Source organism: Erwinia pyrifoliae DSM 12163, from assembly GCF_000026985.1.
GTDB lineage: Bacteria > Pseudomonadota > Gammaproteobacteria > Enterobacterales > Enterobacteriaceae > Erwinia > Erwinia pyrifoliae.
The window spans coordinates 999,511-1,023,747 of sequence record NC_017390.1; the positions used below are offsets into that span (position 1 = coordinate 999,511).

Annotated in this window: 20 protein-coding genes; 16 read left to right on the forward strand and 4 right to left on the reverse strand. The window is 54.3% G+C overall.

Translation table 11 applies throughout. The features are described from left to right. Positions 1-7: 7 nt before the first annotated feature. The 4 genes from EPYR_RS04435 to map form a co-directional block, all read right to left on the reverse strand. A complete protein-coding gene (locus tag EPYR_RS04435) occupies positions 8-400 on the reverse strand; it encodes a DUF3461 family protein (protein WP_012667218.1) in 393 nt (130 codons plus the stop codon). Between the two features lie 335 nt (positions 401-735). After that, positions 736-1,560: a 2,3,4,5-tetrahydropyridine-2,6-dicarboxylate N-succinyltransferase gene (gene dapD / locus EPYR_RS04440; protein WP_012667219.1), complete on the reverse strand. Its 825-nt coding sequence runs from the start codon at positions 1,558-1,560 to the stop codon at positions 736-738. Between the two features lie 96 nt (positions 1,561-1,656). After that, entirely contained in the window at positions 1,657-4,314 is a 2,658-nt protein-coding gene (gene glnD, locus EPYR_RS04445; RefSeq protein WP_012667220.1) for a bifunctional uridylyltransferase/uridylyl-removing protein GlnD, read from the reverse strand. Between the two features lie 94 nt (positions 4,315-4,408). Next, positions 4,409-5,203: a type I methionyl aminopeptidase gene (gene map / locus EPYR_RS04450; RefSeq protein ID WP_012667221.1), complete on the reverse strand. Its 795-nt coding sequence runs from the start codon at positions 5,201-5,203 to the stop codon at positions 4,409-4,411. Positions 5,204-5,559: 356 nt separating this feature from the next. On the opposite strand from map, the gene rpsB reads away from it, so the two are divergent. The 16 genes from rpsB to dnaE all read left to right on the forward strand — a co-directional run bounded on the left by rpsB (position 5,560) and on the right by dnaE (position 24,227). Beyond that, positions 5,560-6,291 carry a 30S ribosomal protein S2 gene (gene rpsB, locus EPYR_RS04455; RefSeq protein WP_012667222.1) on the forward strand — a complete coding sequence of 244 codons (732 nt, stop codon included), beginning with the start codon at positions 5,560-5,562 and terminating at the stop codon, positions 6,289-6,291. Between the two features lie 201 nt (positions 6,292-6,492). Then, positions 6,493-7,344 (forward strand): translation elongation factor Ts, encoded by an 852-nt coding sequence (gene tsf / locus EPYR_RS04460; protein ID WP_012667223.1) that lies wholly within the window; start codon positions 6,493-6,495, stop codon positions 7,342-7,344. A 155-nt stretch (positions 7,345-7,499) separates the two neighbouring features. Then, positions 7,500-8,225: a UMP kinase gene (gene pyrH / locus EPYR_RS04465; protein ID WP_012667224.1), complete on the forward strand. Its 726-nt coding sequence runs from the start codon at positions 7,500-7,502 to the stop codon at positions 8,223-8,225. A gap of 122 nt (positions 8,226-8,347) precedes the next feature. After that, positions 8,348-8,905, forward strand: coding sequence for a ribosome recycling factor (frr, locus tag EPYR_RS04470; protein WP_012667225.1), 558 nt, complete (start codon positions 8,348-8,350; stop codon positions 8,903-8,905). A 149-nt stretch (positions 8,906-9,054) separates the two neighbouring features. Continuing rightward, on the forward strand, positions 9,055-10,269 hold the full coding sequence (gene ispC, locus EPYR_RS04475) for a 1-deoxy-D-xylulose-5-phosphate reductoisomerase (protein ID WP_012667226.1): 1,215 nt from the start codon (positions 9,055-9,057) through the stop codon (positions 10,267-10,269). Between the two features lie 171 nt (positions 10,270-10,440). Then, positions 10,441-11,193, forward strand: coding sequence for a (2E,6E)-farnesyl-diphosphate-specific ditrans,polycis-undecaprenyl-diphosphate synthase (gene ispU / locus EPYR_RS04480; protein WP_012667227.1), 753 nt, complete (start codon positions 10,441-10,443; stop codon positions 11,191-11,193). 18 nt (positions 11,194-11,211) lie between these two features. Further along, positions 11,212-12,069, forward strand: coding sequence for a phosphatidate cytidylyltransferase (cdsA, locus tag EPYR_RS04485; RefSeq protein ID WP_012667228.1), 858 nt, complete (start codon positions 11,212-11,214; stop codon positions 12,067-12,069). Between the two features lie 9 nt (positions 12,070-12,078). Further along, entirely contained in the window at positions 12,079-13,428 is a 1,350-nt protein-coding gene (gene rseP, locus EPYR_RS04490; protein ID WP_012667229.1) for a sigma E protease regulator RseP, read from the forward strand. Between the two features lie 53 nt (positions 13,429-13,481). Then, a complete protein-coding gene (bamA, locus tag EPYR_RS04495) occupies positions 13,482-15,893 on the forward strand; it encodes an outer membrane protein assembly factor BamA (protein ID WP_012667230.1) in 2,412 nt (803 codons plus the stop codon). A gap of 122 nt (positions 15,894-16,015) precedes the next feature. Further along, positions 16,016-16,513: a molecular chaperone Skp gene (gene skp / locus EPYR_RS04500; protein WP_012667231.1), complete on the forward strand. Its 498-nt coding sequence runs from the start codon at positions 16,016-16,018 to the stop codon at positions 16,511-16,513. 3 nt (positions 16,514-16,516) lie between these two features. Next, positions 16,517-17,539 carry a UDP-3-O-(3-hydroxymyristoyl)glucosamine N-acyltransferase gene (gene lpxD / locus EPYR_RS04505; protein ID WP_012667232.1) on the forward strand — a complete coding sequence of 341 codons (1,023 nt, stop codon included), beginning with the start codon at positions 16,517-16,519 and terminating at the stop codon, positions 17,537-17,539. A gap of 158 nt (positions 17,540-17,697) precedes the next feature. Next, positions 17,698-18,153 carry a 3-hydroxyacyl-ACP dehydratase FabZ gene (fabZ, locus tag EPYR_RS04510; RefSeq protein WP_012667233.1) on the forward strand — a complete coding sequence of 152 codons (456 nt, stop codon included), beginning with the start codon at positions 17,698-17,700 and terminating at the stop codon, positions 18,151-18,153. Between the two features lie 3 nt (positions 18,154-18,156). After that, the gene (gene lpxA / locus EPYR_RS04515) at positions 18,157-18,945 is read left to right on the forward strand and encodes an acyl-ACP--UDP-N-acetylglucosamine O-acyltransferase (RefSeq protein WP_012667234.1); all 789 of its coding nucleotides are present in this window, start codon (positions 18,157-18,159) and stop codon (positions 18,943-18,945) included. A 3-nt stretch (positions 18,946-18,948) separates the two neighbouring features. Continuing rightward, complete coding sequence (lpxB, locus tag EPYR_RS04520) at positions 18,949-20,094, forward strand: lipid-A-disaccharide synthase (protein WP_012667235.1); 1,146 nt, start codon at positions 18,949-18,951, stop codon at positions 20,092-20,094. Then, the gene (gene rnhB, locus EPYR_RS04525) at positions 20,091-20,714 is read left to right on the forward strand and encodes a ribonuclease HII (protein ID WP_012667236.1); all 624 of its coding nucleotides are present in this window, start codon (positions 20,091-20,093) and stop codon (positions 20,712-20,714) included. Before lpxB ends, rnhB begins: the two co-directional genes overlap by 4 nt. Before the next feature lie 30 nt (positions 20,715-20,744). Beyond that, positions 20,745-24,227, forward strand: coding sequence for a DNA polymerase III subunit alpha (dnaE, locus tag EPYR_RS04530; protein ID WP_012667237.1), 3,483 nt, complete (start codon positions 20,745-20,747; stop codon positions 24,225-24,227). The last annotated feature ends 10 nt before the right edge of the window (positions 24,228-24,237 follow it).

Below are 24,237 nucleotides of genomic sequence, written 5' to 3' on the forward strand. Positions count from 1 at the left end.
GTTGCTATTAACGGCCGTTGCGGGTCAGTTTCTCCAGATCGGATTCAATTTCTGCGATCTTATTGGATACCACGCTTTGCAGATGATGCAGGTCATCCAGTATTTTGCGTTTCAGATCGACTTCAATGCGATCCTGCTGACAAATCTGATCAAGCTCATCAATCACATAGCGCAGATTCGGGCTGATTTCCTGCACTTCTTTGTAGCCCTGGCTGGTGTTATCTGCCACCACGGTTTTGCGCTGGCGTGGGTATTTGAATTTCACGCTTTTGGCGAAGAATTCGCCTTTGTCCTTACGGAAATAAATTTTCAGGATGTCGTGGCTGGCTTCCTGACGCAGGCTGTAACGGTCAATATCTTCAGGTGACGCAATGCCCAACCCTTTCAAATTGTCATACATGGTTCTGTTCCTTATGCGGGAGATTGTCGTTTTGGCTGCGTGTGGCAAATACGGGTTTGTACTGTGCTCGCTGTCCTTACGTACTGCGTGTACGTTCCGGCTGCGGTGAGCCTGGTCTTTGCTTAGCCCGGTCTTCCTGTACTGAGGTCAGTATAGGTTCAAAAGCAAAAAAACGAATCGGGGAGAGCGGCGTTGCGCAGAATGGCGCGGATTATGGACCAGATTGTGCACAATAGCATCACCCGTTGCGCAGGGTTAGAGAGGTTGTTGCAGGCAGGATTGTAAAGTTAGCGTGACAGAGGGAGACGGGCCACGCTGGTGGCCCGCAGACGGGATCAGTCGATGGTACGCAGTAGTTCGTTGAGGCCGGTTTTACTCAGCGTTTTGGCGTCCACTTTTTTTACAATCACTGCGCAATACAGGCTGTAGCTGCCGTCTTTTGAGGGCAGGTTGCCGGAAACCACGACCGAGCCAGCCGGAACGCGGCCGTAATGCACTTCACCGGTTTCGCGATCGTAGATTTTCGTGCTCTGGCCGATATAGACGCCCATCGAGATCACTGAACCTTCTTCCACGATCACGCCTTCAACGATTTCAGAGCGTGCTCCGATAAAACAGTTATCTTCAATGATGGTTGGATTCGCCTGTAATGGCTCCAGCACGCCACCGATGCCGACGCCGCCGGACAGGTGAACGTTTTTACCAATCTGTGCACAGGAACCCACGGTGGCCCAGGTATCGACCATCGAGCCTTCATCGACGTAAGCGCCAATGTTGACGTACGAGGGCATCAGTATGGTGTTACGGGCAATAAACGATCCCTGACGTACTGCCGCTGGTGGCACCACACGGAATCCCTCTTTTTTGAAACGCGCTTCATCGTAATGAGCGAATTTCATCGGCACCTTGTCGTAAAAACGACTCTCTGCACCTTCAATTACCTGATTGTCATTGATGCGGAAAGAGAGCAGGACCGCTTTCTTCAGCCACTGGTGGGTGACCCACTGGCCGTCGATCTTCTCGGCGACGCGCAGAGCGCCGCTGTCCAGCAGGGCGATAGCCTGATTGACCGCGTCACGAGTGGCCGTATCGGCGTTGGCCGGGGTAATATCAGCCCGATGCTCGAAGGCCGCTTCAATAACATTCTGTAACTGTTGCATAGTTAGTCTCTTCCTGGTTTTTGCCAACCGCTGTTGAAAAGATACGATCCCACCAGAGCGGAATCGGCGGTGGCGCGGTTAAAAAGTGAATATGGGTCACACTTTATCGTTTGGATTCAGGGCTTCTGTCAACCGTTGTTGCAGTACTTCGCGCAATTCTGTGTTCAGCGCACGTCGTTCGCTGTTGGCGAGAATAAACAAATCCTCGACGCGTTCACCGATGGTACTGATGCGTGCGCCGTGCAGTGACACGCTTAAATCGGCGAAGACCTCGCCAACGCGAGCCAGCAAACCGGGCTGATCGAGCGCGATCAATTCCAGATAAGTTCGTCTGTCGGTATGAGTGGGTAGAAAGTTCACTGCCGTTTCCACATTAAAGTGCTTCAGACGCGCTGACTGACGGCGGGTACGGGGTGGCTGCCAGTCGGTCTGACAGATGGCCTGTTCCAGCGCATGGCGCGTTGCCTCATGACGGTCGGTCGCCAGCGGGCTGCCGTCCGGCTCCAGCACGATAAAGGTGTCCATTGCCATGCCGTCGCGGCTGGTAAAAATCTGGGCGTCGTGGACGCTGAGATTACGCCGATCCAACTCCCCGGCGACGGCGGCAAACAGATATGGCCTGTCCTGGCTCCAGATAAAAATCTCGGTGCCGCCGCGTGTGGCCAGCGGGCTGACCAGGATCAGCGGTTTATCATGATCGTGAACCAGCAGGTGGCGCGCATGCCAGGCCAGCTGGTTCGGCGTGTGGCGCAGGAAATAGTCGGCGCGGCAGCGCCCCCAGATACGGTGCAGCGCCTCTTCGTCGATATTATCCATGCGCAGCAGCGCCAGCGCCTGCAGGCGATGGTGCCGCACGCGCTCGCGCAGATCCGGGCTGTTTTCCATACCGCGACGCAGCTGTTTCTCGGTGGCGAAGAACAGTTCGCGCAACAGACTCTGTTTCCAGCTATTCCACAGGGTTTCATTGGTAGCGCAGATATCCGCCACCGTCAGGCATACCAGATAGCGCAGCCGGTTTTCATTTTGCATCACTTCCGCGAACTGCTGGATCTCGGTCGGGTCCTGAATATCGCGGCGCTGCGCGGTGACCGACATCAGCAAATGGTGGCGTACCAGCCAGGCGACCAGCTGCGTTTCGCGCGAATTCAGGCCGTGCATTTCGGCAAACTCCAGCGCGTCCTGTGCGCCGAGGATCGAGTGATCGCCCCCGCGCCCTTTGGCGATATCATGGAACAGCGCCGCCATCAGCAGCAGCTCCGGCTGGGGCAGACGCGGCCACAGCTCCACGCACAGCGGATGACGTGGACGGATGCTTTCATCGGCGAAACTTTCCAGCTTCTGCAATACGCGGATGGTGTGTTCATCCACGGTGTAGGCGTGGAACAGGTCAAACTGCATCTGGCCGACGATACTGCTCCATTGCGGCATATAGACCCACAGCACGCTGTGCCGATGCATCGGCACCAGCGCGCGGCTGACGGCTCCGGGATGACGCAAAATCGCCATAAATAGCTCGCGAGCTTCAGCAATGGTGCAGAGCGGCCGTTTCAGATGACGGCGTGCATGGCGCAGATGGCGCAGGGTAGTCGAATAAATGCCGGTGATTTGCGGCGTGCGCACCATGGTATAGAACATGCGCATGATCGCTTCCGGCTGGCGGGTAAATAGCGTTTCGTCGCGCAGGTCGATTAGCGTACTGCGTAGCTGAAATTCGTCATCTACCGCACGCGGCTTTTCGTCAGCGCCCAGTGCGAGGATCGCCTCGTCAAACAGCTGCAACAGCATCTGATTCAGTTCACTCACGCGGCGCGTCACGCGGAAGAAATCCTTCATCATGCGTTCGACCGGTTCATTACCTTCGCCCTGATAGTTCAGGCGCCGGGCTACGTTGAGCTGGCGGTCAAACAGCAGACGGTTATCGTAACGTGCCAGGGAAAGATGCAGGGCAAAACGGATGCGCCACAGGAAGCTCTGGCACTCGTTAAGCTCATTGCGCTCCGCTTCGGTGAGAAAACCGAAACCGACCATCTCAGTCATTGAGGTTGCACCGAAGTGACGGCGTGCTACCCATAACAGCGTGTGGATATCGCGCAGGCCGCCGGGGCTGCTTTTGATGTCCGGCTCCAGATTGTAGCTGGTGCCGTGGTAGCGCTGGTGGCGTTCCTGCTGCTCGGCTATTTTGGCGGCGAAAAAGCGGTCAGATGGCCAGAATCCGTCGCTGAACACGTTTTTCTGCATTTCAAGAAACAGCGCCAAATCGCCGGTCAGCATCCGTGATTCGATCAGGTTCGTGGCCACGGTGAGATCGGAAAGCCCTTCAAGCAGGCACTCTTCCAGCGTGCGTACGCTGTGGCCCACCTCCAGCTTTAAATCCCACATCAGCGTCAGCAGTTCACTGGTGCGCCGGGCATCATCGTCGGACAGCGGTTGGCGGCTGAGGATCAGCACATCTATATCAGACAGCGGATGCAACTCACCACGACCGTAGCCGCCGACCGCCACCAGGGCGATACCCTCTTTTTCCGGGAAGGCAAAAAAACGCCACAGGCGGCGCAGCAGGCGGTCAATAAACAGGGTGCGGGCTGCAATCAGGCTTTCCGCATCCTGCCCGGCGTCGAAAGCGGTGGCGAGGTACTGCTGGAAAGTATCAAGGTGTTGCCGCAGCGTATCGCGGTTCAGCTCATCATCATCCCAGCGTCGCGGGGCTTTTGTCAGCTTTTTCAGGATGCTGACGTCCGTCACGTCTTTCTTCATTTCACCGCTCCGAAGAGATAAAAAAAGCCGGCGGCGGCCGGCTTGAGATTGCTGAACATATGACGCGATCCGTATCAGGCCAGCTGCGGGAAAGTTAGCCTTCGTGCGTCAGAACGGCCGGAATGGTGTCATCTTTACGCAGCGTCATAATTTCGCAGCCGTTTTCAGTGACCACAATAGTGTGTTCGTACTGCGCGGACAAGCTACGGTCTTTGGTTTTTACCGTCCAGCCATCTTTCATGCTGCGGATGCGGTAATCGCCGGCGTTGACCATTGGCTCAATGGTAAATGCCATACCCGGCTGTAACACCACGCCGCCATCATCGGCATCGTAGTGCAGCACCTGAGGCTCTTCATGGAAGCCCTTGCCGATGCCGTGGCCGCAGTACTCGCGTACCACGGAGAAGTCCTGTGCTTCAACAAACTTCTGAATCTCGCGGCCCAGGGTACGCAGGCGGATGCCCGGTTTGACCATGCGCAGGGCAAGATACAGGCTGTCCTGCGTCACACGGCACAGGCGCTCGCCCTGAATGGTTGGTTTGCCGACGATAAACATGGTGGAGGTATCGCCGTGATAGTCATCTTTGATCACCGTGACGTCGATGTTAACTATATCACCATCCTTAAGGATTTTATCGTCACTCGGGATGCCGTGGCACACCACTTCGTTGACCGAGATGCAGACGGATTTCGGGAAGCCGTGATAGCCGAGACAGGCGGAAACCGCGTGCTGCCTGTTCACGATGTGATCGTGACACAGGCGGTCCAGTTCTGCGGTGCTGACGCCGGGTACGACGTGTTCTGCAATCATCTCAAGAACTTCGGCGGCCAGGCGACCGGCCACACGCATTTTTTCGATTTCTTCAGGAGTTTTTATTGAAATTGCCATTCATTCGGTCCGCATTTGTCGTCATTTTCGACAATAATAATGAGAGTCGGGCAATGGTAGCAGTCCACCAGGACGCTGCCAATTGGAGTTTGATCTCTGAGCAGCCTCGCAGGGGACGACGGGCTGCAAAAGTAACAACAGTTGGCTTCAATGCCGGCTTTGTGGTATAAAGCGCGCCGACGATTCTTTGTACGTTGAATTTTATTGTCGCAGAGAAACGCATAACTCTCACTATGTGTAAATAACACACACGTATCGACACCTACGCCGGGGTGCCTTGCTGGTTCGAGAGAACCGACGGGTCGGTTGTATGGGATGCGTGGAGGCTTAACCCCAAACTATCTATAGAGGTAATCATGGCAACTGATTTAATTTCCACGCGTGATCTGGTCCAGGCCGGTGCACACTTTGGTCACCAGACCCGTTTCTGGAACCCGAAAATGAAGCCATACATCTACTGCGTTCGTAACAAAGTTCACATCATCAACCTTGATATAACGCAGCCAATGTTCGAAACAGCCTCGGATGAGCTGGAAGAAATTTCTTCCCGTGAAGGCAAGATCCTGTTTGTTGGTACCAAGCGCGCTGCAAGCGAAGCGGTAAAAGAGTACGCTTTGAGCTGCGACCAGTTCTACGTTAATCACCGCTGGTTGGGTGGCATGCTGACTAACTGGAAAACCGTTCGTCAGTCAATCAAGCGTTTGAAAGATCTGGCAATTCAGTCTCAGGATGGCACTTTCGACAAGCTGACCAAGAAAGAAGCGCTGATGCGCGCTCGTGAACTTGCCAAGCTGGAAAACAGCCTGGGTGGTATCAAAGACATGGGCGGCCTGCCGGATGCACTGTTTGTTATCGATGCCGATCACGAACACATCGCTATCAAAGAAGCAAACAACCTGGGTATCCCGGTGTTTGCAATCGTTGATACCAACTCAGATCCAGACGGCGTTGACTACATTATCCCGGGTAATGACGATGCGATCCGTGCGATTAGGCTGTACCTGAGTATAGTGTCTGCCGCTATACGTAAAGGTTGCTCTAAAGATCTGGCTCAGCAGGCTGAAGAAATCTACGCTGACGCTGAGTAATAAGGCTTGCTCTGATAAAGAGCCCCTTATCAATCAGATATCAATCTGTAACGAAGGGGCCTGAATTGGCCCCTTTATTTTTTCGACTTCGCTTTGCCGGTTGTGATAATCGGCGGGGCAGAATGTTTCTCCCAAGACCGACATTTGTGGTTAACGCCTGTGGGTATGACTGGCAGATGCAAGCTAACCGAGGATTAGAGAATGGCTGACATTACCGCTGCTCTGGTAAAAGAACTGCGCGAGCGTACTGGCGCAGGCATGATGGATTGTAAGAAAGCACTGACCGAAGCCAACGGCGACATCGAGCTGGCGATTGAAAACATGCGTAAATCTGGCGCGATCAAAGCGGCGAAAAAAGCAGGCAACGTAGCGGCTGACGGCGTGATCAAAACCCGCATTGAAGGCAACTACGGCGTGATTCTGGAAGTGAACTGCCAGACTGACTTCGTGGCTAAAGATGCCGGTTTCCAGGCCTTTGCTGACAAAGTGCTGGATGCGGCCGTTGCAGGCAAAATCACTGACGTTGACGTGCTGAAAGCGCAGTTCGAAGAAGAGCGCGTTGCGCTGGTCGCGAAAATTGGTGAGAACATCAATATTCGCCGCGTGGCTTCCCTGGAAGGCGACGTGCTGGGCAGCTACCTGCACGGCGCACGTATCGGCGTGCTGATCTCCGCTACCGCAGCGGATGAAGAGCTGGTTAAGCAGCTGGCTATGCACGTAGCAGCCAGCAAGCCAGAATTCGTTAAGCCAGAAGACGTGTCTGCTGAAGTGGTAGAAAAAGAGTACCAGGTTCAGCTGGATATCGCCATGCAGTCCGGCAAGCCAAAAGAAATCGCTGAAAAAATGGTTGAAGGCCGCATGAAGAAATTCACCGGTGAAGTGTCTCTGACCGGTCAGCCTTTTGTTATTGACCCAGCCAAGACCGTGGGTCAGTTGCTGAAAGAGAAAAACGCAGACGTGACCAGCTTCATCCGCTTTGAAGTGGGCGAAGGCATCGAGAAAGCTGAGACAGATTTCGCGGCGGAAGTCGCTGCTATGTCCAAGCAGTCTTAATGGTCCGACAAGAACCGCCAAACGGCGGTTCTTTTTTGTCTGCCTTCCGGCAGCGCATTTTCAGTCTCATCCCAATAGTATTTCTTTACTGCTTTTAGGATAATACCGCACGCAGTTAACACCCCTTTTCGACGATATCTTCCAGGAAAATAACCATGGCGACCAATGCAAAACCCGTATATCAACGTATCCTGCTGAAACTGAGCGGTGAAGCACTGCAAGGTGCTGAAGGTTTCGGTATCGATGCCAGCGTGCTGGATCGTATGGCTCAGGAAGTGAAAGAGCTGGTAGAGCTGGGCATTCAGGTGGGTGTGGTGATCGGTGGTGGTAATCTGTTTCGCGGCGCTGGTTTGGCGAAAGCGGGTATGAATCGCGTTGTCGGCGACCATATGGGCATGCTGGCAACGGTGATGAATGGCCTGGCCATGCGTGATGCGCTGCATCGTGCTTATGTCAACGCCCGCCTGATGTCCGCTATTCCACTTAACGGCGTTTGCGACAACTACAGCTGGGCAGAGGCGATCAGCCTGCTGCGTAATAACCGCGTGGTGATCTTCTCCGCCGGTACCGGTAACCCGTTCTTTACCACTGACTCCGCAGCCTGTCTGCGCGGTATCGAAATCGAAGCCGACGTGGTACTGAAGGCCACCAAAGTAGATGGGGTTTATTCTGCCGATCCGGTGAGCAACCCGGATGCCGTCCTGCACGAGCGCCTGACCTACGCTGAAGTGCTGGATAAAGAGTTAAAAGTGATGGATCTGGCGGCCTTTACCCTCGCGCGTGACCATTCTCTGCCTATTCGCGTGTTCAATATGAACAAGCCTGGCGCGCTGCGCCGCGTGGTAATGGGCGAAAAAGAAGGTACGCTGATCGCGCATTAGTATCCGTCTGCGGTTAGAATAAGGTATATTCTGCCTGTCAGAATTATCAATGAGTAATTTGCATTTGAACGGCTTCTGCCTGGCAGAGGCTGGTGGATCAAACAGAATCCAAGGGTTTCAACGTGATTAATGACATCAAAAAAGATGCAGAAACGCGCATGGAAAAATGCGTAGAAGCATTCAAAAACCACATCAGCAAGATCCGTACCGGTCGCGCATCACCGAGTATTCTCGACGGCATCATGGTTGATTACTATGGTTCTGCTACGCCGCTGCGTCTGCTGGCCAGCGTCACCGTGGAAGACTCGCGCACGCTGAAAATTAACGTCTTCGATCGCTCGATCGGTGCCGCCGTTGAGAAAGCGATTATGACTTCGGATCTCGGCCTGAACCCAAGTTCAGCCGGTAGCGATATTCGCGTTCCGCTGCCAGCGTTGACCGAAGAACGTCGTAAAGACCTGATTAAAGTGGTGCGCGGCGAAGCCGAGCAGGGTCGTGTCTCCGTGCGTAACGTGCGCCGTGATGCTAACGACAAACTGAAAGCGCTGCTGAAAGATAAAGAAATCAGTGAAGACGACGACCGTCGCGCACAGGAAGATGTGCAGAAGATGACTGACATCTTTATCAAGAAAATGGATGCCTCTCTGGCAGATAAAGAAACGGAGCTGATGGACTTCTGAGTTCGTCACTATCCGCCCAAACGCCGTACAGAATGCCGTTCGTATGAAGGGGCAGTCTGACGGCGTTTTGCATTTGTTAACTTGCCCGACCGCCGCCCGTCACGCTTTTTGTGGGGCGCCCGTGCCGGGTCATTATACTGAGCAAACGCATGAAGCAACTGACCATCCTTGGCTCGACCGGTTCAATCGGCACCAGTACGCTTGCCGTGGTGCGCGCTAACCCACAGCGGTTCGCCGTCAAGGCGCTGGTTGCCGGGCGCAACGTTGAAATGATGACCAGGCAATGCCTGGAGTTCCGCCCGGCATATGCCGCGATGTCGGATGAGCGAGCGGCGAATGAACTGCGGCTGCGTCTCAACGATCTCAATGTTGCCACCGAGGTATTAAGCGGTGAGCAGGCTGCTGGCGATCTGACCGCGCTGGATGATGTCGACCAGGTGATGGCGGCGATCGTCGGCGCGGCAGGATTATTACCTACCCTGGCCGCCATCCGTGCCGGAAAACAGGTGCTGCTGGCGAATAAAGAATCGCTGGTCACCTGCGGCCGCCTGTTTATGGAGGCGGTAAGCGCTTCGCAGGCCCAGCTGTTACCGATAGACAGCGAGCACAACGCGATTTTTCAGAGTTTGCCTGCTTCCCTCCAGCAGCAGTTAGGGTACGCTTCTCTGGAGAATAATGGTATTGAAAGCATTATTCTCACGGGGTCTGGTGGCCCTTTTCGTGACACGCCGTTGGCTGAATTGCGTCATATGACGCCAGACCAGGCATGCGCGCATCCGAACTGGTCAATGGGGCGTAAAATCTCCGTCGATTCGGCCACCATGATGAATAAAGGCCTGGAATATATCGAAGCCCGCTGGCTGTTTAATGCCACCGATGCGCAGATGGAAGTGATTTTGCATCCGCAGTCGGTGATCCATTCAATGGTGCGTTACCGTGATGGCAGCGTGATCGCCCAGCTTGGTTCGCCGGATATGCGTACGCCAATCGCTCATGCTATGGCCTGGCCACACCGCGTCAGTTCAGGTGTACAACCACTTGATTTTACACGGATGTCGGCGTTGACTTTCGCAGAGCCTGACTACGCACGTTATCCCTGTCTGAAGTTGGCGATTGACGCCAGCAAAGCCGGACAGGCGGCGACAACCACGTTAAATGCGGCGAATGAGATTGCGGTAGCGGCGTTTCTGGCGTCAGAAATCCGCTTTACCGATATCGCTGCGCTGAATATTGCGGTGCTGGAGACGTTGTCCTGTCAGGAACCGCGCAGCGTCGATGCGGTGATTGCCATTGACGGCGAAGCCAGAGCAGCTGCGCGTGCTTTATTGCCACGCTTTGCGGCTGGTCATGGCGGCGTGAGCTAACTCGCCGCCATTTGTGAGCGCTGGGCGGAGATGGTATAGTCTTGCCCCACCGTTCAGGGCTAATGACGTGGTTAAGCGGACAACGCCTATGCATTCGCAGCTTTTTTTGCGCCAGCCGGGTGAGATATTTCAGAAGCCGTTGAATTCTGAGTCAAGGAATTATTACGCGTTATGTCGTCCGAAAATCAATTAAAAACCGATGACCCGCAGGGGGCAGGCCCCCGCCATGTGGCCATCATTATGGATGGCAATGGCCGCTGGGCTAAAAACCAGGGCAAGCTGCGCATTTCTGGTCATAAAGCGGGAGTGAAATCCGTTCGTCGTGCCGTCAGCTTTGCCGTCAGTCGCAAGCTGGATGCGCTCACGCTTTATGCCTTTAGCAGTGAAAACTGGAATCGCCCACAGCAGGAAGTGCTGGCGTTGATGGAGCTGTTCGTCTGGGCGCTCGACAGCGAAGTGAAGAGTTTGCATAAGCATAATGTCCGGCTGAAAATTATCGGAGATATCAGTCGGTTTAATCGCCGATTACAAGGGTGTATTCGCCGTGCTGAAGAGATGACGCAACAAAATAATGGACTAACGCTCAACATTGCCGCGAATTATGGCGGACGTTGGGATATTATCCACGGCGTTAGAAAAATTGCAGAGCAGGTGCAGGAAGGGCTTCTTCGTCCGGATCAGATCGAAGAAGACACTCTGGGAATGCACCTCTGCCTGAATGACATGGCACCTGTAGATCTGGTAATAAGGACCGGGGGAGAGCATCGCATCAGTAACTTCCTGCTGTGGCAAGTGGCCTATGCAGAGTTTTGGTTCACCGATACTCTCTGGCCTGATTTTGATGAACACGTTTTTGAAGGTGCACTGAATGCGTTTGCACAACGAGAGCGTCGCTTTGGCGGTGCTACACCCGGTGGCGCATAAGCGCTCTGGGGGTAATCTTTGTTAAAATCACGGCTGATTACCGCGTTTATGTTAATTCCCATCGTTATTGCAGCGCTTTTTCTGCTGCCGCCGTTAGGGTTTGCCATCACCATGCTGGCGATAAGCATGTTGGCCGCCTGGGAATGGGGGCCGCTGGCAGGTTTTGCTGCCCGTTCGCAGCGCGTCTGGCTGGCGTTGTTATGCGGCCTGCTGCTGGCATTGATGCTTTTCACGCTCCCCGCTTACCAGCATTCGGTACATCTGCCGCAGATTGGTGACACCCTTTGGGCGGCGTCATGCTGGTGGATAGTGGCGCTGCTGCTGGTATTGTTCTACCCTTCTTCTGCCTCATGCTGGCGCAATTCGCGTCCATTGCGTTTAGTGTTTGGTTTGCTGACCATCGTGCCGTTCTTCTGGGGCATGCTTGCGCTGCGCCAGTATCACTATGAATCAGACCACTTTGCCGGTGCCTGGTGGCTGCTTTACCTGATGTTGCTGGTATGGGGAGCGGATTCAGGGGCTTATATGTTTGGCAAACTGTTTGGTAAACATAAACTGGCGCCCAGAGTCTCACCGGGAAAAACCTGGGAAGGTTTCGCCGGGGGGCTATTGACCTCGGCGCTGATATGTTGGCTGTTCAGCGAATTTGCTCCACTGTCTGTTCCGCTAGCCACGTTGCTGATTTGCTCGATTGCCGCCGCACTGGCATCCGTTCTGGGTGACCTGACCGAAAGCATGTTTAAACGCGAAGCCGGTATTAAAGACAGTGGTAATTTAATCCCCGGTCACGGTGGTATTCTTGACCGCATTGACAGCCTTACGGCTGCGGTCCCGGTATTTGCCTGGCTGTTGTTGCTGGTCTTTGGAACGTTGTAGGGAAACACAATGCTGAGTGTACTCTGGAGTTTTGCTGCTTTTGTCGTTGCACTGGGGATTTTAATCACCGTGCATGAGTTTGGCCATTTCTGGGTGGCTCGTCGCTGCGGGGTCAAAGTCGAGCGCTTCTCGATTGGCTTTGGCAAGGCACTTTGGCGGCGTTTCGATAAGCAGGGCACCGAGTACGTCATCGCCCTTATCCCACTGGGCGGGTACGTTAAGATGCTGGATGAGCGCGTTGCCAGCGTGCCGGCTGAAATCCGCCATCAGGCATTCAATAATAAAACCGTGCTGCAACGCGCAGCCATCGTTAGCGCCGGTCCGGTCGCCAATTTCCTTTTTGCTATCTTCGCTTACTGGCTGGTGTTTATTATCGGCGTGCCTGGCGTTCGTCCGGTTGTTGGCGAAATAATGAGCGGCTCGCCGGCGGCAGAGGCACAAATTGCCCCCGGTACGGAACTTAAAGCCGTTGACGGTATCGAAACGCCTGACTGGGATGCTGTGCGCATGGCGCTGATGGCGAGGATTGGTGAAGACGATACGCGTATCACCGTCGCGCCTTTTGGCAACGAGCAGACCAGTGAAAAAAGAATCGATCTGCGTCACTGGCAGTTCGAGCCTGATAAGCAGGATCCGGTGACATCTTTGGGTATTCAGCCCCGTGGGCCGCATATCGAATCGGTGTTGGTCCAGGTGCAGAAGAATTCCGCTGCAGGTCGGGCGGGTTTGCAAGCTGGCGACAGGATCGTTAAAGTCGGTGGTCAGCTTTTAAACCAGTGGCAGAGTTTTGTCACTGTGGTGCGTGATAATCCGGGAAAAAAGATAGCTCTTGAGGTAGAACGCGCGGGCAGTAGGGTGCAGTTGACGCTGATACCTGATGTCAATCCGCATAACAAGGCTGAAGGGTTTGCCGGGGTGATACCGCGTATTGTCCCACTGCCTGATGAATACAAAACGGTGCGCCAGTACGGGCCGTTCGCTGCAATCGGTGAAGCCAGCATGAAAACCTGGCAGCTGATGAAACTGACGGTGAGTATGTTGGGCAAACTGATTGTCGGCGATGTAAAACTGAACAATCTCAGCGGGCCGATTTCGATCGCCCAAGGGGCTGGGATGTCAGCGGAATATGGTTTGATTTACTACCTGATGTTCCTCGCTCTGATTAGCGTGAACCTTGGGATTATCAATCTGTTCCCACTGCCGGTGTTAGATGGTGGTCATCTGCTTTTCCTGCTGATTGAAAAAATCAAAGGAGGGCCGTTGTCCGAGCGAGTTCAGGACTTCAGTTATCGTATCGGCTCAATTTTGCTGGTGCTGTTAATGGGGCTTGCGCTATTCAATGATTTCTCACGTTTCTGATTTGCCCAGGCAAGTGATTCGTGGGAACCAGCTAGGAAGAATGCATAACAACGATGGCGATGAAAAAGTTGCTCATAGCGTCGCTGCTGCTTAGCAGCGCTACCGTATACGGTGCAGATGGATTCGTGGTGAAGGATATTCATTTCGAAGGCCTGCAGCGAGTCGCCGTCGGTGCGGCATTGCTCAGTATGCCCGTCCGCGTCGGAGACACCGTCTCTGATGAAGATCTCAGTAACACCATTCGCGCACTGTTTGCGACCGGAAATTTTGAAGACGTTCAGGTTCTGCGCGATGGCAACACGCTGATTGTCGAGGTCAAAGAGCGCCCAACCATTGCCAGTATCACTTTCTCCGGCAATAAAGCGGTGAAAGAGGACATGCTGAAGCAGAACCTTGAAGCCTCTGGCGTGCGCGTAGGTGAAGCGCTGGATCGCACCACCATCAGCACCATCGAGAAGGGGCTGGAAGACTTCTACTTTAGCGTGGGCAAATACAGCGCCAGCGTGAAAGCAGTCGTTACGCCACTGCCCCGCAACCGTGTTGACCTGAAGCTGGTCTTCACTGAAGGTGTTTCTGCCAAAATCCAACAGATTAACGTGGTGGGCAACAAGGCTTTCAGCTCGGATGAACTGATTTCGCGTTTCCAGCTTCGTGATGAAGTACCGTGGTGGAACCTGGTTGGCGATCGTAAATACCAGAAACAGAAACTGGCCGGTGATCTTGAAACCTTGCGCAGCTTCTATCTGGATCGCGGCTATGCCCGTTTCAATATCGATTCGACTCAGGTCAGCCTGACGCCGGATAAAAAAGGCATTTACATTACCGTTAATATTACCGAAGGCGAACAGTATAAGCTTTCCGGCGTGGCGGTAAGCGGCAACCTCGCCGGGCACTCCGCTGAAATCGAAGGGCTGAGCAAAGTCAAGCCCGGCGAGCTGTATAACGGCGCTAAAATCACCCGTACGGAAGACGACATCAAGAAACTATTGGGTCGTTATGGCTATGCCTATCCGCGCGTGCAGACTCAGACTGAGATTGATGACGCCAACAAAACCGTTAAGCTGCATGTCAACGCTGATGCGGGTAACCGCTACTACGTGCGTAAAGTGCGCTTTGAAGGGAACGATACCTCGAAAGATGCCGTGTTGCGCCGTGAAATGCGCCAGATGGAAGGTGCCTGGTTAGGTAACGACCTGGTTGAGCAGGGCAAAGAGCGTCTGAACCGTCTTGGCTACTTTGAAACGGTTGATACCGATACCCAGCGCGTGCCAGGTTCCCCGGACCAGGTCGACGTGGTGTACAAAATCAAAGAGCGCAACACCGGTACGCTGAACTTCGGTGTGGGCTACGGTACTGAAAGTGGCGTTAGCTTCCAGGCGGGTATCACCCAGGATAACTGGCTTGGCACCGGTAATACCGTTGGCATTAGCGGAACCAAAAACGATTACCAGACCTACGCTGAATTATCACTGACCGACCCCTACTTCACGGTTGACGGCGTCAGTCTTGGTGGCCGTCTGTTCTATAACGATTTTAAGGCCGACGATGCCGATCTGTCAGACTATACCAACAAGAGTTACGGTCTGGACGGCACGCTGGGCTTCCCGGTCAATGAAAACAATACTCTGCGTTTTGGTGCAGGCTATATACACAACAGCCTGTCTAATATGCAGCCACAGGTGGCGATGTGGCGTTATCTACGCTCCGTAGGGAAAAATCCGTCACTGTCAGACGACGAAGATTTCTCGACGGATGATTTTACCTTTAACTACGGCTGGACGTATAACACCCTCGACCGTGGCTTCTTCCCTACGGCGGGTAACCGTACCAACCTGAACGGCAAGGTAACGCTCCCCGGCTCGGATAATGCCTTCTATAAGGCGACGCTGGATACGCAGCAGTATCTGCCGCTCGATCAAGATCATACATGGGTGCTGTCAGGCCGTGGTCGCGTGGGTTACGGCGGTGGTTTGAGCGGTAAAGAATTGCCGTTCTACGAGAACTTCTACGCCGGTGGTTCCAGCACCGTACGTGGCTTCCGTTCCAATACCATTGGTCCGAAAGCGGCCTATTACAACAATGGTTCTTCCAACTGTTCCGGCAGTGATGTCACCCGAATTTGTAGTTCTGACGATGCGGTTGGTGGCAATGCAATGGCCGTTGCCAGCGCCGAGCTGATTACGCCAACGCCGTTCATCAGTGAGAAATACGTTAATTCGGTGCGTATTTCCCTGTTTGTTGATGCGGGCACCGTTTGGGATACCAACTGGGACAACACCGCAGCGACCAGCGCGGCAGGTATTCCTGATTACAGCAAACCGGGTAACATCCGCATGTCAGCGGGTATGGCGCTGCAATGGATGTCACCTCTTGGGCCGCTGGTGTTCTCATACGCCCAGCCGTTGAAAAAGTATGACGGAGATAAGGCCGAACAGTTCCAGTTTAACATTGGTAAAACCTGGTAATTCGGTGTTGCAAGGAAGCGGAGTAACAGGGTAGCGCACTGTTTATCGTGGCCTTGTTCTGGCCTCGATGAAGCGCAACACATGTGTCCGTGACACAAACGTTGATGGTAAGGAGTTTTATAGTGAAAAAGTTGTTGTGTGCTGCAGGTCTGGGTATTGCTCTGGCGGTTTCCGCTGGCGCTCAGGCTGCTGATAAGATTGCAGTGGTGAACGTTTCCAGCATTTTCCAACAGTTACCAGCGCGTGCGACCGTCGCGAAACAGCTGGAAAACGAATTCAAAGGCCGTGCCACTGAGCTGCAAGGTATGGAGCGCGATCTGCAAACTAAAATGCAGCGTCTGCAGCGTGATGGCTCTACGATGAAAGTCAGCGAGCGCAGCCGTGTGGAAAAAGACGTGATGGCCCAGCGTGAAGCGTTCTCTACTAAAGCTCAGGCATTTGAGCAGGATAACCGTCGTCGTCAGATGGAAGAGCGTAATAAAATCCTGAGCCGCATTCAGGACGCCGTACAGAAAGTGGCTGATAGTGAAGGCTACGATGTGGTTATCGATCAGAACGCGGTAGCTTACGTTGCCAAATCTAAAGACATCACTGCCGATGTTTTGAAACAGGTTAAATAAGTCATGTTTTCAATTCGACTGGCTGAATTAGCCCAGCAGTTGGATGCAGAATTGCACGGAGATGGCGAAGTCGCCATCTCCGGCATTGCTTCTATGCAATCCGCGCAAACTGGTCAGATAACTTTTCTTTCGAACAGCCGCTACCGCGAGCAGCTCGCAGCCTGTCAGGCTTCAGCCGTGGTGCTGACGGAAGCGGATCTGGACTTTTTCCCTGGCTCCGCGCTGGTGGTTAAAAACCCTTACCTGACCTACGCCCGTATGGCGCAGCTGCTGGACAGCACGCCGCAGCCGGCGAAAGATATCGCTCCGAGCGCGATAATTGATGCCACTGCCCGGCTTGGCAACCACGTATCGATTGGCGCTAACGCGGTGATCGAATCCGATGTGGTGCTCGGTGATAACGTGGCGATCGGCCCTGGCTGCTTCGTCGGCAAAAAGACCCATATCGGTGCTGGCAGCCGTCTGTGGGCTAACGTTTCTGTCTATCATGAAGTGCAGATTGGCCGCGACTGTCTGATTCAATCTGGTACGGTGATCGGTGCAGATGGCTTCGGTTATGCCAACGATCGCGGTAACTGGGTGAAAATCCCGCAGTTGGGAACGGTGATTATTGGCGATCGCGTTGAGATTGGTGCCTGTACCACTATCGATCGTGGCGCTCTTGATAACACCCAAATCGGTAATGGTGTTATCATAGATAACCAGTGCCAGATTGCGCACAACGTAGTCATTGGCGACAATACCGCAGTGGCGGGTGGTGTTATCATGGCTGGAAGCCTCAAAATTGGCCGCTATTGTATGATTGGCGGGGCCAGCGTGATAAACGGTCATATGGAAATTTGTGACAAAGTGACCGTCACCGGAATGGGAATGGTGATGCGACCCATCACCGAGCCTGGGGTATATTCCTCCGGTATCCCGCTTCAGCCCAACAAAACCTGGCGCAAAACTGCGGCACTGGTGATGAATATCGATGAAATAAGCAAACGCTTGAAAAACATCGAGCGCAAAGTCGGTAAAGACTAAGCGAACACGCACCAACGCTGTCCGGCTTTCATAAATAAAACATGCGAAGCAGGGAAAGCCTGGCGCACAGAAATGATTCGCGGCCTGCGGACGATCGACAGATTGTTGCAGGCCGTGTTATTGATGCCATCAGATTTTTTTAGGACAGGAAGAGTATTTTGACCACTAAAACTCATACTCTGAAGATTGAAGAGATTATTGAACTTTTACCGCATCGCTACCCGTTTTTACTGGTCGATCGAGTCCTTGAGTTTGAAGAAAGCAAGTATCTGCGTGCGGTGAAAAACGTCTCGGTCAACGAACCGTTTTTCCAGGGGCATTTCCCTGGTAAACCGATTTTCCCAGGCGTGCTGATTTTGGAAGCGATGGCTCAGGCTACCGGGATTCTGGCTTTTAAGAGTGTGGGTAAACTGGCACCTGGGGAACTGTATTATTTTGCCGGTATTGACCACGCGCGCTTCAAGAACCCTGTAGTCCCTGGCGATCAAATGATCATGGAAGTCACCTTCGAGAAAACCCGCCGTGGGTTGACACGCTTTAAAGGCGTGGCAACCGTTGACGGTAAAATTGTCTGCGAAGCAACGATGATGTGTGCCCGCAGCCGGGAGGCTTAATTCGTGATTGATAGTACCGCCGTTATCCACTCAAGCTCGATCGTTGAAGTAGGTGCGGTCATTGGCGCTGGCGTTCAGATTGGTCCGTTTTGCGTGATTGGCGCGAACGTGTCGATTGGCGAAGGCACGATTTTGAAATCGCATGTTGTTGTCAATGGCCATACCCGTATCGGCAAAGACAATACCATCTGGCAGTTTGCTTCAGTAGGTGAAGCGAATCAGGATTTAAAATACGCTGGCGAACCCACGCGGGTTGAAATTGGCGATCGCAACCGTATTCGTGAAAGCGTCACCATTCATCGTGGCACGGCACAATCGGACGGGGTAACCCGGGTTGGCGATGACAACCTGCTGATGGTAAATGCGCACGTTGCCCATGACTGTGTAGTCGGTAACCGCTGTATTCTGGCTAACAATGCCACGCTGGCCGGGCATGTTATCATCGATGATTTTGCGATCATCGGCGGTATGACGGCGGTGCATCAGTTTTGTACTATTGGCGCGCATGTTATGGTTGGCGGCTGTTCTGGCGTTGCCCAGGACGTGCCGCCTTACGTGATTGCCCAGGGGAACCACGCCACGCCTTTTGGCATCAACCTTGTGGGCTTGCAACGACGCGGCTTCAGCAAAGAGGCGCTGCACGCTATCCGTGCCGCGTACAAACTGCTTTACCGCAGCGGTAAGACGCTTGATGAAGTTAAGCCGGAGATCGCCGACATCGCACAGGCGCACCCGGAAGTTCAGCCGTTTTACGATTTCTTTGCCCGCTCTAAAAGGGGCCTGATTCGTTAACCCATGCCAAAGCACCCCTTAACGATTGCCCTTGTCGCCGGAGAAACCTCCGGCGATATTCTTGGTGCCGGTCTTATCCGTGCACTGAAAGAGAAACATCCTGACGCCCGTTTTGTTGGCGTGGCCGGTCCGCTGATGCAGTCCGAAGGGTGTGAAGCCTGGTATGAGATGGAAGAACTGGCGGTAATGGGCATTGTGGAAGTGCTGGGTCGTCTACGCCGCCTGCTGCATATCCGCCGCGATCTCACCCGCCGCTTCACCGCGCTGCAGCCCGACGTTTTTGTTGGCATTGATGCGCCTGATTTCAACATTACCCTGGAAGGGCGGTTGAAACAGCAGGGGATCCGTACTATTCATTACGTCAGCCCCTCGGTTTGGGCCTGGCGTCAAAAACGCGTGTTTAAAATTGGCCGATCCACCGACCTCGTGCTGGCTTTTTTACCGTTTGAAAAAGCGTTCTACGACCGTTTCAACGTGCCGTGTCGCTTTATCGGCCACACTATGGCGGATGCGATGCCGATTGAACCCGACAGGCAGGCCGCGCGCCGTGAGCTGGGCATTGCGCCACAGGCCCTGTGCCTGGCGCTGCTGCCCGGCAGCCGCAGTGCCGAAGTCGAGATGCTGAGCGCTGATTTCCTGAAAACGGCAATGCTGCTGCGGGAAAAATTTCCACAGCTGGAAATTGTTGTTCCGCTGGTGAATCCGCGCCGCCGCACACAGTTTGAAGCGATTAAAGCCGAAGTGGCTCCAGATTTGCCAATGCACCTGCTGAATGGCAAAGGTCGCCAGGCGATGCAGGCGAGCGATGCGGCTCTGCTGGCCTCCGGTACCGCCGCGTTGGAGTGCATGCTGGCGAAATGCCCGATGGTGGTGGGTTACCGCATGAAACCCTTCACCTTCTGGCTGGCAAAACGGCTGGTGAAAACGGATTATGTTTCACTGCCCAATCTGCTGGCGGGCCGCGAGCTGGTGAAAGAGCTGTTGCAGGATGAGTGTCAACCGCAACGGCTGGCAGCCGCGTTAGAGCCGCTGCTGGCTGCTGGCGAACCCCGTGATGCGCTGCTGGCCACCTTCGCCGAGCTGCATCATCAAATCCGCTGGAATGCCGATGAGCAGGCGGCGGCAGCGGTACTGGAGCTGTGTCGATGAGCGAATTTATCTATCCTGAAGCCTGGCTGATTGCCGGGGTTGATGAAGTGGGCCGTGGCCCGCTGGTGGGCGCGGTGGTTACCGCTGCGGTGATCCTCGATCCTTCCCGACCAATTGTCGGTCTGGGGGATTCAAAAAAGCTGTCGGAAAAACGTCGGCTGGCACTGTACGATGAGATTAAAGATAGAGCACTCAGCTGGAGCCTGGGCCGCGCAGAGCCGGAAGAGATCGATCGGCTTAATATTCTGCACGCCACCATGCTGGCGATGCAGCGTGCGGTGGCAGGACTGCATTTGACGCCGGATTTTGTGCTGATTGACGGCAATCGCTGCCCTCAGCTGGCGATGCCGAGCCGGGCGGTGGTAAAAGGTGATAGCCTGGTGCCAGAGATTAGCGCTGCTTCTATCATGGCTAAAGTCACGCGCGATCGTGAAATGTGCGAACTGGATCAGCAGTATCCCCAGTATGGCTTTGCCCGGCATAAAGGCTACCCGACGGCTGTGCATATGGAAAAGCTGGCGCGGTTTGGCGTAACGCCTCAGCATCGCCGCAGTTTTGCTCCGGTACGCAATGCGTTGCTGGATGCCGAACTGGCCGCTGCGGCTACCCGCACGCTGTAATTCTCCTCCTTAGCGTTAACAGGAACACAGATGGCCGAACCTCGTTTTATTCATTTACGCGTTCACAGCGACTACTCCATGATCGATGGGCTGGCGAAAACGGGCTCATTGGTGAAATACGCGGCAAGCATGGGTATGCCGGCCATCGGCATCACGGATTTTACCAACCTGTGTGGGCTGGTGAAGTTTTACGGAACGGCGCACGGCCAGGGCATGAAGCCGATTATTGGCGCAGATTTCAACGTTAGCAGTGAAGCGATGGGCGATGAGCTGACGCAAATCACCGTATTAGCCGCCGATAATGATGGCTATCAGAACCTGACGCTGCTGATTTCACGCGCCTATCAGCGGGGTTACGGGCCGGCGGGGCCGACCATCGATCGTGACTGGCTGGCTGAACATCAGCAGGGGCTGATCCTGCTCTCCGGCGGTCGTCGTGGCGATGTCGGCAAAATGCTGTTGCGCGGTAACCCTACGCAGGTTAACGAGTGTCTGAACTTCTATCAGCAATATTTTCCCGATCGCTATTACCTTGAGCTGATCCGCACCGGGCGTCCTGATGAAGAGACGTATCTGCACGCGGCGGTAGAACTGGCGGTCGCGCGGGGTGTGCCTGTTGTCGCCACCAACGAAGTCTGCTTCCTGGCCGAATCAGACTTTGATGCCCACGAGATCCGCGTGGCGATCCACGACGGTTTCACCCTTGACGATCCCAAGCGCCCGCGCCATTACAGCCCGCAGCAGTATCTGCGCAGCGAGGAGGAGATGTGCGAGCTGTTCTCGGACATTCCGGAAGCGCTGGAAAACAGCGTGGAAATAGCCCGTCGCTGCAACGTCACCATCCGTCTTGGCGAATATTTCCTGCCGCAGTTCCCGACCGGCGAGATGAGCACGGAAGATTTCCTTGTGGTGAAATCGAAGCAGGGCCTGGAAGAGCGTCTGGAATTTCTGTTCCCGGATGAGAAGTTGCGTGCCGTGCGCCGTGCTGAATATGATGAACGTCTGGATATTGAGCTGAACGTTATCAATCAGATGGGCTTCCCAGGTTACTTCCTGATCGTCATGGAGTTCATCCAGTGGTCCAAGGATAATGATGTTCCTGTCGGACCAGGACGCGGTTCAGGGGCCGGTTCGCTGGTGGCCTATGCGCTGAAGATCACCGACCTCGACCCGCTGGAATTTGACCTGCTGTTTGAACGTTTCCTTAACCCGGAACGCGTTTCGATGCCCGATTTTGACGTCGACTTCTGCATGGAAAAACGCGACCTGGTGATTGAGCACGTTGCGGAGATGTACGGCCGCAAGGCGGTGTCACAGATTATCACCTTCGGTACGATGGCGGCGAAAGCGGTTATCCGCGACGTCGGGCGCGTATTGGGCCATCCTTATGGCTTTGTCGATCGTATCTCCAAATTGGTGCCGCCCGATCCTGGCATGACGCTAGAAAAAGCCTTTGCCGCCGAACCGCAGCTGCCGGAAATTTACGAAGCAGACGAAGAGGTAAAAGCGCTGATCGATATGGCGCGCAAGCTGGAAGGCGTGACGCGTAACGCCGGTAAACATGCCGGTGGCGTGGTGATCGCGCCAACGCAAATCACCGATTTTGCCCCCCTGTACTGCGATGAAAACGGCGACCATCCGGTCACCCAGTTTGACAAAAATGATGTGGAATATGCCGGGCTGGTGAAGTTTGATTTCCTCGGTCTGCGCACGCTAACCATTATTGACTGGGCGCTGGCGATGATTAACGCCAAGCGTGCAAAGAGCGGTGAAGCGCCGATTGATATCGCTGCGATTCCGCTTGAAGATAAAAAAAGTTTCGATATGCTGCAACGCTCGGAGACCACGGCGGTATTCCAGCTTGAATCGCGCGGCATGAAGGATTTGATAAAGCGCCTGAAGCCTGACTGTTTCGAGGACATGATCGCGCTGGTGGCGCTGTTCCGCCCGGGGCCGTTACAATCCGGCATGGTGGATAACTTTATCGACCGTAAGCACGGGCGCGAAGAGATATCCTACCCGGATATTCAGTGGCAGCATGAGTCGCTTAAGCCGGTGCTGGAGCCGACCTATGGCATCATCCTGTATCAGGAACAGGTGATGCAGATAGCCCAGGTGCTGGCCGGTTACAGCCTGGGCGGGGCGGACATGTTACGCCGTGCGATGGGTAAAAAGAACCCGGTGGAAATGGCCAAGCAGCGAGGCGGCTTCGAAGACGGGGCGAAAGCACGCGGCGTAGACGGCGAACTGGCGATCAAAATTTTCGATCTGGTGGAGAAATTCGCCGGGTACGGCTTTAACAAATCGCACTCTGCCGCCTATGCCCTGGTTTCCTATCAAACCCTGTGGCTGAAAGCGCATTACCCGGCGGAGTTTATGGCGGCGGTGATGACGGCCGATATGGACAACACCGAAAAGGTGGTTGGCCTGGTGGATGAGTGCTGGCGGATGGGGCTGAAGGTACTGCCGCCGGACATTAATTCCGGCCTGTACCAGTTCCACGTCAATGACGAAGGCGAAATCGTTTACGGCATCGGCGCGATTAAAGGGGTCGGTGAAGGTCCGATCGAAGCGATTATCGAGGCGCGTAACGAGGGCGGTTATTTCCGCGAGTTATTTGACCTCTGCGCGCGTACCGACACCAAAAAAATGAACCGCCGGATGCTGGAAAAATTAATTATGTCCGGTGCGTTTGACCGTTTAGGTCCGCACCGTGCTGCGTTGATGAGCGCGCTGCCGGATGCGTTAAAAGCCGCCGACCAGCACGCTAAGGCAGAGGCGATTGGCCAGGTGGATATGTTTGGCGTGCTGGCAGAAGCCCCGGAGCAGGTGGAGCAGTCCTATTCAGACGTCAAACCGTGGCCGGAACAGATTCAGCTGGACGGCGAAAGGGAAACCTTAGGGCTTTACTTAACCGGCCACCCGATCAACCAGTATCTGAAAGAGATTGAGCGCTATGTCGGTGGACAGCGCCTGAAAGACATGCACCCGACCGAGCGTGGTAAAATGACCACCGCCGCCGGTCTGGTGGTGGCGGCCCGCGTGATGGTAACTAAACGCGGTAACCGTATTGGCATCTGCACGCTGGATGACCGTTCTGGTCGCCTGGAAGTGATGTTATTTACAGATGCGTTAGACAAGTTCCAGCATATGCTGGAGAAAGACCGTATTCTGATCGTCAGTGGGCAGGTCAGCTTCGATGACTTCAACGGCGGGCTTAAAATGATGGCCCGTGATATGATGGACATCGATGAAGCACGCGAAAAATATGCGCGCGGGCTTGCTATCTCGCTGACGGACAGGCAAATTGATGACCAGCTTTTAAACCGTCTCCGTCAATCCCTTGAACCTTATCGTTCGGGGACAATTCCGGTACATCTCTACTATCAGAGAGAAGATGCGCGGGCAAAGTTGCGCTTTGGTGCAACCTGGCGCGTGTCGCCGAGCGATCGTTTGTTAAACGATCTGCGGTCGTTGATAGGATCGGAGCAGGTGGAACTGGAGTTTGACTAAAACAGGATTA

Excerpts from the sequence above, each read along its gene's own strand:
- lpxB (WP_012667235.1), top strand. The coding sequence starts at position 18,949 with ATGCCAAAGCACCCCTTAACGATTGCCCTTGTCGCCGGAGAAACCTCC.
- bamA (WP_012667230.1), top strand. The coding sequence starts at position 13,482 with ATGGCGATGAAAAAGTTGCTCATAGCGTCGCTGCTGCTTAGCAGCGCT.
- ispC (WP_012667226.1), top strand. The coding sequence starts at position 9,055 with ATGAAGCAACTGACCATCCTTGGCTCGACCGGTTCAATCGGCACCAGT.
- dnaE (WP_012667237.1), top strand. The coding sequence starts at position 20,745 with ATGGCCGAACCTCGTTTTATTCATTTACGCGTTCACAGCGACTACTCC.
- EPYR_RS04435 (WP_012667218.1), bottom strand. The coding sequence starts at position 400 with ATGTATGACAATTTGAAAGGGTTGGGCATTGCGTCACCTGAAGATATT.
- ispU (WP_012667227.1), top strand. The coding sequence starts at position 10,441 with ATGTCGTCCGAAAATCAATTAAAAACCGATGACCCGCAGGGGGCAGGC.
- rseP (WP_012667229.1), top strand. The coding sequence starts at position 12,079 with ATGCTGAGTGTACTCTGGAGTTTTGCTGCTTTTGTCGTTGCACTGGGG.
- lpxD (WP_012667232.1), top strand. The coding sequence starts at position 16,517 with ATGTTTTCAATTCGACTGGCTGAATTAGCCCAGCAGTTGGATGCAGAA.
- pyrH (WP_012667224.1), top strand. The coding sequence starts at position 7,500 with ATGGCGACCAATGCAAAACCCGTATATCAACGTATCCTGCTGAAACTG.
- tsf (WP_012667223.1), top strand. The coding sequence starts at position 6,493 with ATGGCTGACATTACCGCTGCTCTGGTAAAAGAACTGCGCGAGCGTACT.
- rpsB (WP_012667222.1), top strand. The coding sequence starts at position 5,560 with ATGGCAACTGATTTAATTTCCACGCGTGATCTGGTCCAGGCCGGTGCA.
- glnD (WP_012667220.1), bottom strand. The coding sequence starts at position 4,314 with ATGAAGAAAGACGTGACGGACGTCAGCATCCTGAAAAAGCTGACAAAA.
- dapD (WP_012667219.1), bottom strand. The coding sequence starts at position 1,560 with ATGCAACAGTTACAGAATGTTATTGAAGCGGCCTTCGAGCATCGGGCT.
- rnhB (WP_012667236.1), top strand. The coding sequence starts at position 20,091 with ATGAGCGAATTTATCTATCCTGAAGCCTGGCTGATTGCCGGGGTTGAT.
- map (WP_012667221.1), bottom strand. The coding sequence starts at position 5,203 with ATGGCAATTTCAATAAAAACTCCTGAAGAAATCGAAAAAATGCGTGTG.